This window comes from Thermus caliditerrae, from assembly GCF_021462525.1.
Taxonomy (GTDB): domain Bacteria; phylum Deinococcota; class Deinococci; order Deinococcales; family Thermaceae; genus Thermus; species Thermus caliditerrae.
The window spans coordinates 38,707-50,447 of the sequence record NZ_JAKEDT010000019.1; the positions used below are offsets into that span (position 1 = coordinate 38,707).

12 protein-coding genes are annotated in these 11,741 nt (G+C 69.4%); 3 read left to right on the top strand and 9 right to left on the bottom strand.

All coding sequences use genetic code 11. The annotated features are described in order from the left end of the window. Complete coding sequence (locus L1088_RS09935; protein WP_234554869.1) at positions 1 to 1,590, top strand: DNA repair protein RecN; 1,590 nt, start codon at positions 1 to 3, stop codon at positions 1,588 to 1,590. Further along, the gene (locus L1088_RS09940; protein WP_234554870.1) at positions 1,587 to 2,753 is read left to right on the top strand and encodes a GGDEF domain-containing protein; all 1,167 of its coding nucleotides are present in this window, start codon (positions 1,587 to 1,589) and stop codon (positions 2,751 to 2,753) included. Before L1088_RS09935 ends, L1088_RS09940 begins: the two co-directional genes overlap by 4 nt. Here the strand turns inward: L1088_RS09940 and L1088_RS09945 are convergent. Genes L1088_RS09945 through gmk form a run of 5 tightly spaced genes read right to left on the bottom strand, consistent with a single transcriptional unit; the run spans position 2,737 to position 5,996 of the window. Beyond that, positions 2,737 to 3,348 carry a MarC family protein gene (locus tag L1088_RS09945; protein WP_234554871.1) on the bottom strand — a complete coding sequence of 204 codons (612 nt, stop codon included), beginning with the start codon at positions 3,346 to 3,348 and terminating at the stop codon, positions 2,737 to 2,739. The genes L1088_RS09940 and L1088_RS09945 overlap by 17 nt on opposite strands. 4 nt (positions 3,349 to 3,352) lie before the next feature. Beyond that, a complete protein-coding gene (argR, locus tag L1088_RS09950) occupies positions 3,353 to 3,850 on the bottom strand; it encodes an arginine repressor (protein ID WP_038047941.1) in 498 nt (165 codons plus the stop codon). Positions 3,851 to 3,859: 9 nt separating this feature from the next. After that, positions 3,860 to 5,050: a bifunctional phosphopantothenoylcysteine decarboxylase/phosphopantothenate--cysteine ligase CoaBC gene (gene coaBC, locus L1088_RS09955; protein WP_234554872.1), complete on the bottom strand. Its 1,191-nt coding sequence runs from the start codon at positions 5,048 to 5,050 to the stop codon at positions 3,860 to 3,862. Further along, a complete protein-coding gene (gene rpoZ, locus L1088_RS09960; protein WP_234554873.1) occupies positions 5,051 to 5,353 on the bottom strand; it encodes a DNA-directed RNA polymerase subunit omega in 303 nt (100 codons plus the stop codon). Then, positions 5,334 to 5,996, bottom strand: a complete 663-nt coding sequence (gmk, locus tag L1088_RS09965; protein WP_038047948.1) for a guanylate kinase — start codon at positions 5,994 to 5,996, stop codon at positions 5,334 to 5,336. The genes rpoZ and gmk overlap by 20 nt, the downstream gene beginning before the upstream one ends. A gap of 92 nt (positions 5,997 to 6,088) precedes the next feature. On the opposite strand from gmk, the gene L1088_RS09970 reads away from it, so the two are divergent. Then, positions 6,089 to 7,516 (top strand): glycoside hydrolase family 13 protein, encoded by a 1,428-nt coding sequence (locus L1088_RS09970; protein ID WP_234554874.1) that lies wholly within the window; start codon positions 6,089 to 6,091, stop codon positions 7,514 to 7,516. Positions 7,517 to 7,605: 89 nt separating this feature from the next. Here the strand turns inward: L1088_RS09970 and L1088_RS09975 are convergent, their stop codons facing one another. The 4 genes from L1088_RS09975 to L1088_RS09990 all read right to left on the bottom strand — a co-directional run bounded on the left by L1088_RS09975 (position 7,606) and on the right by L1088_RS09990 (position 11,345). Continuing rightward, positions 7,606 to 8,052, bottom strand: a complete 447-nt coding sequence (locus tag L1088_RS09975; protein WP_234554875.1) for a methylated-DNA--[protein]-cysteine S-methyltransferase — start codon at positions 8,050 to 8,052, stop codon at positions 7,606 to 7,608. Positions 8,053 to 8,055: 3 nt separating this feature from the next. Beyond that, positions 8,056 to 9,129 carry a SpoIID/LytB domain-containing protein gene (locus L1088_RS09980; RefSeq protein ID WP_234554876.1) on the bottom strand — a complete coding sequence of 358 codons (1,074 nt, stop codon included), beginning with the start codon at positions 9,127 to 9,129 and terminating at the stop codon, positions 8,056 to 8,058. 124 nt (positions 9,130 to 9,253) lie between these two features. Next, complete coding sequence (bshC, locus tag L1088_RS09985) at positions 9,254 to 10,708, bottom strand: bacillithiol biosynthesis cysteine-adding enzyme BshC (RefSeq protein ID WP_234554877.1); 1,455 nt, start codon at positions 10,706 to 10,708, stop codon at positions 9,254 to 9,256. A 10-nt stretch (positions 10,709 to 10,718) separates the two neighbouring features. Further along, positions 10,719 to 11,345: a Crp/Fnr family transcriptional regulator gene (locus tag L1088_RS09990; RefSeq protein WP_038047958.1), complete on the bottom strand. Its 627-nt coding sequence runs from the start codon at positions 11,343 to 11,345 to the stop codon at positions 10,719 to 10,721. Positions 11,346 to 11,741 lie beyond the last annotated feature (396 nt).

The following is an 11,741-nucleotide window of genomic DNA, read 5'->3' on the forward strand; positions in this document are numbered from 1 at the left end:
ATGCTCCTGCGCCTCGAGGTCCAGAACCTCGCCGTGATCCGCCAAGCCGCTTTGGAACTCGGCCCTGGGCTGAACGTCCTCACCGGGGAAACCGGGGCGGGCAAGAGCCTCTTGGTGGACGCCCTGGCCCTGCTCCTGGGGGCCAAGGCCGAGGGGCTTCTCGGGCCTTTTGGCGACAGCCTTCTCGTGACGGCCTTCTTCGCCGGGGGGGAGGAGCGGGTCCTCTCCCGCCGGGTGGGAGCCCGGTCCACCCCCCGCGTGGACGGGGAGGTGGTGAGCCTCAAGGAGCTTCAGGAGGAGGCGGAAAGGTGGCTTTCCCTCCACGCCCAGCACGCCGCCCTTGCCCTCCTCTCGCCCAAAAGGCAGCGGGAACTCCTGGACGCCCTCTTGCCCCCAAGCCTCCTCGAGGGCTACCGGGAGGCCTACGCCCACCATCAAGCCCTCCTCCAGGAGAAGCGGGCCCTGGAGGAGGCCCTGAGGTCCCGGAGCGAGCGGGAGGACCTCCTGCGCTTCCAGCTCCGGGAGATCCTGGAAGCCCGCCCCCGCCCCGGGGAGGACCAGGAGCTTGCCGAGGAAGCGGAGAAGCTCCGCCACCTAGAAGCCCTACGGGAGCGCGCGGGCAAGGCCTACACCGCCTTGGCCGAGGGGGGGACACTGGACCTCCTGCAAGGCGCCATCCGGGAACTCCGGGCAGGCGGCCGCTTTGACCGGACCCTTTTCGCCCTGGCGGAAGATCTGGAAAGCGCCCTGGAGGGGGCCAGGGCGGTGGCCCGGGAGCTGGAGGACTACCTGGAGGGGCTGGAGGGGGACCCGGAGCGCCTCGCCGCCTTGGAGGCCCGGCTCGCCCTTCTGGAAAGGCTCAAGCGCAAGTACGGGCCCAGCCTGGAGGAGGTCCTGGCCCACGCCGCCAGGGCTGAGGAGGAGCTCGCCGCATTGCAAGGGGGCGAAGAGCGCCTCGAGGAGCTAGAAAGGGCCCTAAGGGCGGCGCGGGAAGCCCTCCTGGAAAGGGGCGAAGCCCTCTCCCAAGCCCGAAGCCGGGCGGCGGAGGCCCTGGAAAGGGGCATGGAGGCGGAGCTTTCCGCCTTGGGCTTCCCCCAGGCCCGCTTCCTGGTGGACCTGAACCCCCTGCCCGAACCCAGCCCCCAGGGCCTGGAGGAGGTGGCCTTCCGCTTCTCCGCCAACGCCCACCTCCCCCCCGCCCCCCTTGCCGCCGCCAGCGGTGGGGAGCTCTCCCGCATCGCCCTGGCCCTGGCCCTCCGCACCGGGGCCGAGGCCCCCACCGTGGTCTTCGACGAGATGGACACCGGGGTGGGCGGGGAGACGGCCTGGCAGGTGGCCGAGCGCCTGGCCCGGCTGGCCGAAACCCGCCAGGTGCTGGTGGTGACCCACCTGCCCCAGATCGCCGCCCGGGCCCATCGCCACCTGCGGGTGCGGAAGGAGGGTCAGGAGGTGCGGGTGGAGGTGCTGGAGGGGGAAGAGCGGGTGCGGGAGCTGGCCCGCCTCCTTTCCGGCCAGTACACCGAAGCCGCCTTGGCCCATGCCCGGCTTCTCCTGGGCCAAGCCGCCAGCTCCTCCGGGGTCCAAGGATGAACCTCCTGGAAGCCCCTTACCCCGTATTCCTCCTGCAACCAAGCGGGGTGGTGCGCAACCCCCAGGCCCAAGGCCTGCCCCTGCCCGAGGGAGAGTTTCTCCAGGCGGGGGGAAAGACCTACCGGGTGGCCCGCCTCCCCGCCCCGGAGGGCACCTACCTCCTCCTCGTGGAGGTGAGCGACCTCTCCGTGCGCTCCCGGGCTTACGGAAGCCTTCTCTCCGTTCTCAAGGGCCTCCTGCAGCACGAGGAACCGGAGGGGCTCCTGAAAGACCTCATCCGGGAGGCGGTGGCCGTGGTGCCCGGGGCGGAGGCGGGAAGCATCCTCCTCAGGGAAGGGGGCTTCTTCTACCTGGTGGCCCAGGAGGGCTTCCACGAGAAGCTCCTGGGGGCCCGGACCTCCTTGGAGGAGGAGCTCGCCTGGTACGGCCTCGGGGTGGACAACTGGCTGAAAGGCCGACCCCGGGTATTGAAGGGAACGGAGATCCGCCACCTCTCCAGCCTGAGCACGGTGGAGGCCCGGCCCACCTTCTTTGAGCACGGCCGCCTCCTGGAGATCCAGGCCACCTTGGGCCTGCCCATCGTTTTGGAAGGGGAGGTGCTGGCGGCCATGAACCTGGACAGCTTCAGCGACCCTGAGGCCTTTACCCCCCTCTCCCTGGAGCTGGCCCAGGCCTTCGCCCTCGAGGCTGCCCTCCTCCTCAAGGCCCTCAAGGAGCGCCAATCCCTGCAGGAAGCGGCCCGCACCGACCCCCTCACGGGCCTGGGCAACCGCCGCGCCCTGGAGGAGGCTTTCCCCCATCTCTTGCAGGAGGCCCGCACCCTGGGGGAACCCCTGGCCCTCATCTACTGGGACCTGAACGACCTCAAGGCCCTGAACGACCGGGAGGGCCACGCCGCCGGGGACCGGGCCCTGAAGCGCCTGGCCCAGGGGCTGAAAAGCCTCTCCCGCCGCCGCGACCTGGCCTTCCGCGTGGGCGGGGACGAGTTCGTGAGCCTGCACCTGGGCCTGGCTGCGGAAGAGATCCCCGCCCTCATCGCCCGGCTGCAGCAGGGCCTGCCCTACGGCGTAGCCGCCGGGGGGCTCGCCGTGGAGGGCGAGGACCTCGAGGCCCTTTTGCAGGAAGCCGACCGGCGCATGTACCGGGCTAAAGGAGGCCCCTGACCCCGTCGGCCACGTACTGCACCGCCAAGGCGGCCAGAAGGAGGCCCAGGACCCGGGTGACCACGTTCACCCCCGTGCGGCCCAGAGCCCGGCGCACCCTCACCGCCGCCCCCAGGAACAGGTAGGCCAGGAAGAGGACCAAGAAAACGTTGAAGAGCACCACCGCCCAGCCCCAAGGCACCCCCCGGGCCTCCCCGCCCAGGATGAGGACGCTGGCCAAAGCCCCAGGTCCGGCGATGAGGGGAATGGCCAGGGGGAAGACGGAGATGTCCGCCCGCTCCCGGGCCTCGTCCTTCTCCTCCTCCGTTTCCCGCTCGTGGTGGGCGAAAACCATGTCGGTGGCGATGCGGAAAAGCAGGATCCCCCCGGCGATGCGCAGGGCATCCAGGCTGATGCCCAGGTACTCCAGAAGCCCCCGGCCGAAGAAGAAGAAGGAAATCAGAAGCCCCCCTGCCACCAGCACCGCTTTCCTAGCGATCTGGGCCTGCTTTCTGGGGGGACGGTCCCCGGCCAGGGCTAAAAACACAGGCACCAGCCCCACCGGGTCCATGACCACGAAGAGGGTGAGAAAGGACTTCAAAAAGAGTTCGGGCACGGCCTCAGGAGGAAGCCTGGGGCCCTGGCCTCTGGCTCCGGCCCAAAAGGAGCAACTCCCCCAGCTCCTGCTCTAAGGCCTTGGCCTCCTCCTCGCTCCGGGCCACCACCAAGAACGTATCCTCCCCGGCCAAGGTGCCCACGATCTCGTCCCGCCGGAGGCGGTCCAGGAGGAGGGCGATGCCGGAGGCGTGCCCCTCCGCCGTCTTCACCACCAGGATGTTGCCTCCCCGGTCCACGTCCTTCACGAAGAGGCCAAACTGCCGCTTGAGTTCCTCGTAAACGTCCTCGGGGAGCTCCATGGAGGGCAGGGCGTACTTGTGCCGCCCCCTGCCCAGGGCCACTCGGGCCAGGCGCAACTCGGCGATATCCCGGCTTACCGTGGCCTGGGTAACGTCAAAGCCCAGCTGCCGCAGGCGCTCCACCAGCTCCTTCTGCGTGCCGATCTCCTCGCGGCTCACGATCTCCTGGATGGCGCGGTGCCGCTCCGCTTTGCTTCGCATATGCACCCCTTACGGTTTCCAGAACTCCTTGACGAAATCCAGTATACGGTCGGCCACTTGCCGCTTGGACATACGGGGGAGTTCCTCCACCCGTCCGTCCCGCAGGAGGAGGACCACCTCGTTCTCGAGGCTGCCGAAGCCCACCCCCTGGCGGTTCACCCAGTTGAGGGCGATAAGGTCCAGGTTCTTGCGCAGGAGCTTGCCCCTAGCCCGCTCCAGCCCCTCCGCCGTCTCCATGGCGAAGCCCACCAGGACCTTCCCCCCCTTCTGCTCCCCCAGTTCCTTCAGGATGTCGGGGTTGGGGACCAGACGGAGGGTCTTTTCCGCCGCCACCTTGGGTTCCTTCTCCGCCGAAACCTCCGCCGGGCGGTAGTCGGCCACCGCCGCCGCCATGACCACCGCCTGCGCCCAAGGATAGCGCTCCAGTATGGCTTGGCGCATCTCCAGGGCGCTTTCCACCCGCACCACCTCCACCCCCCAGGGGTCGGGCAGGGCGGTGGGGCCAGCGACCAGCACCACCTCCGCCCCCCGGTCGCGGGCGGCCTCGGCCACCGCGTAGCCCATGCGCCCGGAGGAGGGGTTGGAGAGGAAGCGCACCGGGTCCAGGTACTCCCGGGTGGGCCCGGCGGACACCAGGAGCCTGAGGCCCTGGAGGTCCTTGGGGGTGAGGAAGGCTTGAAGCCGCTCCGCAAGCTCCTCGGGCTCCAGCATCCGCCCCCAGCCCTCCCCCTCGCCCACCGCCGCCAAGGGCCCGTAGGCGGGGCCGAAGAGGGCGTGGCCCAGGGCCCGAAGCCGCTCCACATGCGCCTGGGTCTGGGGGGCGAGCCACATGGCCTGGTTCATGGCCGGGGCCCAGGCCACCCGCTTGGCCCCGGCGAGGAGGGTGGCGGAGAGGAGGTCATCGGCAAGGCCCAAAGCGGCCTTGGCCATGGCGTCCGCGGTGGCGGGGGCCACCAGGACGGCATCCGCCCAGCGGGCCAGCTCAATGTGAAGCGCCCGGCCGTCGGGGCGGAACCAGGCTTCCTCCGTGGCCACCTCGCCCCCGGCGGCCACCGCCAGGGAAAGGGGGGTGATGAACGCGAGGGCCCTGGGGGTGGCCAAGACCCGCACCTCGTGGCCCCGGGCCCGGAGGAGGCGAAGCAGGTGGGGGGCCTTGATGGCCGCCACCCCCCCCGTCACCGCCACCAGGACCCGGGCCACCTAGGCCTCCTCTTCCACCACGGGGTAAAGCTTTTCCATCTCCTTCTGCAGGCGGTCTTCGGGCACCAGGTTCTCCCCGAAGACCAGCCGGCCCGTGAGGAGCTCCTTCATGGCCCAGGTAACGGCGTTGGGGTCGTCAAAGAGACCCTCGAGGGTCCGCATCTTGGGCCTTTCCTCCGGCTCCAGCACGGTGTTTTTAAAGCGGTAGCGCAGAAGCTGCTGCGCCCTCTTGGCCACCACCACCGTGAGCCGGTACTTGGAGTCCACCAGACCAAAGAGTTTGTCAATCCCGGGTTCCGCCATAGCTCCTCCGCACAATCGCATCCAGCTCCGCTTCCAGATCCGGGTCCCGTTCCAAAGCCCTCGCCAGGGCGGGGGCCATCCTCGAGGTCCGCCGCCTTTCCGCGGTGAGGATGGCCAAGAAATCGGCCACCGCCTCCTCCAGCACGTCGTTTACCACCACGTAGTCGAAGAGGTGGGCGTTCTCAATCTCCCACTCCGCCTGCTTCAGGCGCTTCTCGATCTTTTCGGGGCTGTCCTTGCCCCGGTAGACCAGGCGGCGCTTGAGCTCGGAGAGGGAGGGGGGCAGGAGGAAGATGAGCACCGCTTCCGGCACCTTGGCCTTCACCTGCAAGGCCCCCTGCACCTCGATCTCCAAAAGGACATCCTCCCCCCGCTCCAGGGCCCGCTCCACGGGAAGGCGCGGGGTGCCGTAGAGGTGGCCCACGTACTCCGCGTGCTCCAGGAAGCCGTCCTGCGCCAGAAGGGCCTCAAAGGCGGCGCGGTCCACGAAGTAGTAGTCCACCCCATCCCGCTCCCCAGGACGGGGGGACCGGGTGGTCATGGAGATGGAGTAGAAGAGCCGGGTGCGCTCCAAGACCTTGGCCCGCACCGTGCCCTTGCCCACCCCGCTGGCCCCGGTCATGACGAAGAGGCGGCCCCGCATACCCTTCACCCCGGGAGGATACCAGAAGGAGCCCGGATGGGGCAAGGATTTTTGTGATCTAGGCACACTTGGCGCGTGGTACACTTGGGCCCATGGCCTGGTACGAGGGCGCTTTCTTCTACCAAATCTTCCCCGACCGCTTTTTCCGGGCAGGCCCCTCGGGCAAGCCCGCCCCCAGCGGCCCCTTTGAGCCCTGGGACGCCCCGCCCTCCCTGCGGGGGTTCAAGGGGGGAACCCTTTGGGGTGTGGCGGAGAAAATCCCCTACCTGAAAAGTCTGGGCGTGGAGGCCCTGTACCTGAACCCCGTCTTCGCCTCCACCGCCAACCACCGCTACCACACCGCGGACTACTTCCAGGTGGACCCGGTGCTGGGGGGAAATGCCGCGTTGCGCCACCTCCTGGAGGTGGCCCACGCCCACGGGATACGGGTCATCCTGGACGGGGTCTTCAACCACACGGGACGGGGCTTCTTCGCCTTCCAGCACCTTTTGGAGAACGGGGAGAAGAGCCCCTACCGGGACTGGTACCACGTGCGGGGCTTCCCCTTAAACGCCTACGGGCCAAGCCCCAACTACGAGGCCTGGTGGGGAAACCCCGAGCTCCCCAAGCTCCGGGTGGAGGCCCCGGCGGTGCGGGAGTACCTCCTGGAGGTGGCCGAGCACTGGATCCGCTTCGGGGCCGACGGCTGGCGGCTGGACGTCCCCAACGAGATCCCAGACCCCGAGTTCTGGCGGGCCTTCCGCCGAAGGGTCAAAGGGGCCAACCCTGAGGCCTACATCGTGGGGGAGATCTGGGACGAGGCCGATTTCTGGCTCCAGGGGGACATGTTTGACGCCACCATGAACTACCCCCTCGCCCGCGCTGTCCTGGGCTTCGTGGGGGGGGAGGCCCTGGACCGGGAGCTGGCCGCCCGCTCGGGCCTGGGGCGCATCGAACCCCTGCAGGCCCTGGCCTTCAGCCACCGCCTGGAAGGGCTCTTCACCCGCTACCGGCCGGAGGTGGTGCGCGCCCAGATGAATCTCCTCACCTCCCACGACACCCCCCGCCTCCTCACCCTGATGGGGGGGAGCGTGGAGCGGGCCAGGCTCGCCCTCTCCCTGCTCTTCCTCCTGCCGGGAAGCCCCACGGTGTACTACGGGGAGGAAGTGGGCATGGAGGGCGGCCACGACCCGGAAAACCGCGGAGGGATGGTGTGGGAAGAAGCCCGCTGGAAGCGGGAAATCCTGGGGGCCATCCGCCGCATGGCCCGCCTGCGCCAGGAACACCCCCTCCTCCGCACCGCCCCCTATGGGCGGATTTATGCGGTGGACGGCCGCCTGGCCTTCACCCGCGGCCCCTATCTGGTGGTGGTGAACGCCAGCCCCGAGCCCTTCCTCCAGGACTTCCCCCTCCACGGGGCCCTGCCTCGAGGCGCCCAGGCGGTGGACCTGATCTCCGGAGCCCTCTGCGCCCCCGCGGGCGGGCGCCTTTGCGGGCCGGTGCTTCCCCCCTTCTCCCTGGCGGTCTGGGTGGAGGTCTAAGTACCCCGTCGTGGCTTGCGCCACGACAGGCACCCCAGAAAGACTTTGGGCATCGCCCCCTGCCCATTGCAGCTTAGATGCCTCTCCCATTAGGGCCAGGCGCCCTCAAAGCGGAGGAGCCAGGCCTTAAGCCCCTCCTGTCCGGCGAAGCCCCCGAGCCGCCCGTCGGCGTGGACCACCCGGTGGGCAGGCACCAGGAGGAAAAAGGGCGAGGCCCGCATCCCCGCCCCCACCGCCCGGGGGGAGAGGCCAAGCTCCCGAGCCAAGGCGCCGTAACTTTCCGTGCGCCCGTAGGGGATGCGGCGCACCCGCTCGTAGAGGGCCACCCGGACTGGGGAAAGTCCCGTGTAGTCCAAGGGAATGTCCAGGAAGTCCGGCCTTTCTCCGGCGAAGTAGGCCAGGACGCGCTCCCGCACCCTAAGGGCCAAAGCCCCTTCCGCCTCCCGCCCCCGGGAAAAGAGGGCTGGCTCCAGAAGCCGCACCCCTTCAGGGGAAACCTCGAGCCACAAAGGGGTCAGGGGCGTGGGAATGAGCACGGCCTAAGGCCACCCGGCCCAAGCCCCCTGGGCCTTCCCCAGCAGGAGGTCGGAGAGGAAGGTGCCGGGGAAGTAGTGCCCCAGGACCTCCCGGTAGCCAAACCCCGCCTCCACCATGCCTTTGGCCCCCCACTGGGAGAGGCCCACCCCGTGCCCCGCCCCCCGGCCCTCCGCCTGCCATCCCTTAAACTCCACCAAGGCCGAGGGCAGGCCCATGAGGCGCACCAGGCGCTGGGCTTCAGGCCCCTGCACCTCCACCCCCATCACCCTAAGGCGCCAGACCCGCCCCGAAGGGCTCCGCTCCAGGACCTCGGGAGGCTCCTGCCCTTTGGGGGTGCGCCCCAAGGCCTTTAGGGCCTTGGCCGCCGCCTCCGGCGCCAGGACCAGGCGCCACTCGCTCTTGGGCCCCCGGGCGTAGGGGTCGGGGCGGGGGCGCAGGTAGGGCAAGGGTTTTTGGAACACCTCCTCGCTTCCTGCGGTCATACCCCCGGAGTCCGCGTGGTAGAGGGCCGAGATGGCCTGCCCGCTGTAGCTCAACACCTGGCCCCAGGTGGCGGCCACCGCTTCCTTGTGCCTGGCGGTTTCCGCAGCGAGGCCCAGGTACACCTGGCAGAGCTCGGTGGCGCAAAGGTCATAAGGGGCCTTGGGGTTGAGCCGGTTCACGGCGAAGGTTCGGGCAACCACCGCCTGGGCCTTCAGGGCCTCGAGGGGGAAGCCCTCCGGCATCTCCGCGGGAAGCACCCCGAGGAGGTAGTCCTCCAGGAGGACCAGGTTCACCACCCAGAGCTTTCCCCCTTGGGAAAAGAGGCGCACCCCACCCCGGTAGGAACGCCCGTCCAAGGCGAAATAGGGCCCGGGAAGGTCCCAGGCAGGCTGGACCCGCCCCTCCGCCCAAACACCCTCCCCCGTTCCCCGGACCCGCACCTCCCCCGTGGGCAGAAGGAGGCGGACCTCCTGGCCCAAAGGCACCTCCTTGAGGAGGACCCGAAGCACCAGGTCCTTGGTCTGGCCCAGGCCCGGCCCCAGGGTCAGGGTGGTGGCCAAAACCAGCAGAAAGAGCCCTATCCCCCGCGCCATAGCCTTCGCCCCCATGCTACACCCAAGTACCCGCATGCGAGGGTTGCCCCATAGGCCAAAGCTAAAGCGGCGTGCCCATGGTTTCTCTGGGGCCCCTGGGGTGGCGCAAGCCACCCCAGGGTACTTAACCCAAGGTCAAGGCGGCCCGGCCCAGGGAAGGCGCCTCCCAAAGCCGCGCCAACGCCTCCGGGTGGCGCAGGGCGTACATGGCGAAGGGGTAGACCCGCTCCTGGGGCAGGGAGAGGGGCAGGAGGTGGCGCTTCAGGCGCTCCAGGTGGTGAAGGAGGACCGCATCCCGGCCCAGGCGGGCCCGCAGGAGCTTGCGCATGAGCCTTTCCCCCTCGCCCCCGACCCGGGCCCGGTAGCGGCGGAAGGGCCGCTCCAGGGTGGGCTCCAGGGCTTTGGCCCTTTCCTCCAAGGCTTCCAGCTGGCGCAGCAAGCGGACCAGCTCCTCCTCCACCTCCCTAAAGCCCTCCAGCACCCCGCGCACCGCCTCCAAGAAGGCCGCCTCCCCTCGTTCCTCAAAGGCCCAGGGGTCCAGGCCGTACCTCCGTAGGATGCGGGCCACGGGAGGCTCCAGCACCACCGCCCGCAAGCGCAGGAAGAGGGCCGGCATGGGCAGGCCGTAAAGGGCGTAGACCCGGGAAAGTTCCGCCACGTAGCGGAACTCGCTCGGCCCCACCACGAAGCCCGCGGTGGGCAGGACCCAGTCTTGGAAGACAGGCCTCAGGCCCGCCGCCGGGGTGAGGCGGGAGGGATCGGCGCGCAAGAGCTCCAAAAGCTCCTTCTGGCTGTAGCGGCGTACCCCGTCGTGGAAGGCGCCCCCCTCATAGAAGAGAAGGCGCCGGGCGTCGGTCTCCAGGAAGAGGTTGGTGGCCCCGGGCTTGCGCCTTAGGGGGGGCTTGCCCCCCAGGGCCTGGATGCGCTCCGCCTCCTGGTTGAGGGCCTCAGCGCTGGCCAGGGGGTCTTCCAGCTCCCGCTCCAGGGCTTCCTGGAAGAGGGGGCTGAGTTCCTCCGCCATGGGGTCAAAGGGCAGGAGGCCCCACTCTCCCAGAAAGGCCAGGAGGACCTTAGCGAAGAACTCGGAAAGCGTACGGCTTTCTAGGGCGTACACCAGGCGTGCGTCCTTGGCCCAGGGGCCTAGGAAGCCCACCAGGGCTTCCCGGTAGGGCGCCAACGGGATGCGCCCCGCGGGCAGTGGGGGTAAGGGCAGGGAAAGGGTGCGGAGTTCCTCGTCCAGGAGGAGGTAGAGGTGGCGCACCTCCTCCACGTCGTGGTCCTGGGAGGCCACCCAAAACACCCCCGCCGCCCCCACGCCCCGGGCCAGGGCCAGGGCGGTCTTGGCCTTATAGAAGGTGAGGGCGGGGCCGCCCAGAAGCCCCGCCTGCTGGCCCGTCACCACCGCCCCCCGCCCCAAGGCCTCCAAGGCGGCGAAGGCTTCCCGCGGAGCCCCCAGGCGCTTCAGGTAAGCCCTGAAGGCGGAAAGGAGCCTAGGGTGCCCTTGTCGGCCCAGGCGCTCCTTAAGGGCCTCCTCCCCCTGGGGCAGGCCCAGAAGGCGGGCGAGGAGCGAGGCTTCCATGCCCTCAAGCCTAAGGGGCCTCCGCCAGCCGGGCAAGGGCCTCCCGGTCGCGCACCTCCACCCGGCGGTAGCCCAGGTCCACCGCCCCCAGCAACGCCCACTCCCCCAGGAGCTTGGTCACGGTTTCCCGGGTAGCCCCCACCATATGGGCCAGGTCCAGGTGGGACAGGGCCACCTCCCCGCCCTCGGCAAGCCGCAAGAGGAGGCGGGCCAGACGCTGGGCCACGGAAAGGTGGCGCACCTCCCAAAGCCTTTCCTCTGCGGCCTTGAGCCGGGCGTAAAGGGCTTTTTGGAGAAAGCGCTCCACCTCGGGGAAGCGCTCCCTCAAACCCACCAAGGCCTCTTGGGAGGCGAAAAGGAGCTCGGCGTAGGTGAGGGCGCTGGCCCCAGCGGTGCGCCGCCCCTCCCCCACCAGGGCCTCTTCCCCCAAAAGCCCCCCGGGGCCCACCACCCCCAGGGTGGCGGGCTCTTCTCCCGAGGGGCTTTCCCCCTCCAGCCAGAAAAGCCCTTCCCGCACCAGGTACACCCCATCCACCCGGTCCCCGGGGGCGTAAAGGCGGACCCCGCGCCGCACCCGAAGGGGCTGGAAGGCCTTGGCCGCCTCTCGCCGGGCCTCGAGGGCCAGCTCCTGGAACATGCCCCGAGTTTATATCACCCTCCTGGAGGATAGAAGTCCGGATACCACGCCATTCAGGGGAATACAGGCTGACGTCCAGAACCGCAGGGCGGCCATGGGTTGAAGGGGAAAACCCCCGCCGCACCCATCCCGTTCCCTCTCCGCTACCCCTCGCACCAAGGCCACTGCCTCTCCATCCCCAGGAACAAGGAAAAACCCGCAAACCTTTCGGTTAAACTGGGAGCGTGCCCAGGCGTCCCCTTTACGATCCCGAGAAGTTCCGCGGCCTCCCCTGCTCGGCCCGCCTGGTGTGGTTCCACATCTGGGCCCTGGGGGAGGACGAGTACCCTGTGCGCAAGGTGGCCGAGGCCCTGGAGATAAGCCCCAACGCCGTGGCCATGGCCCTGAGGCTCCTCG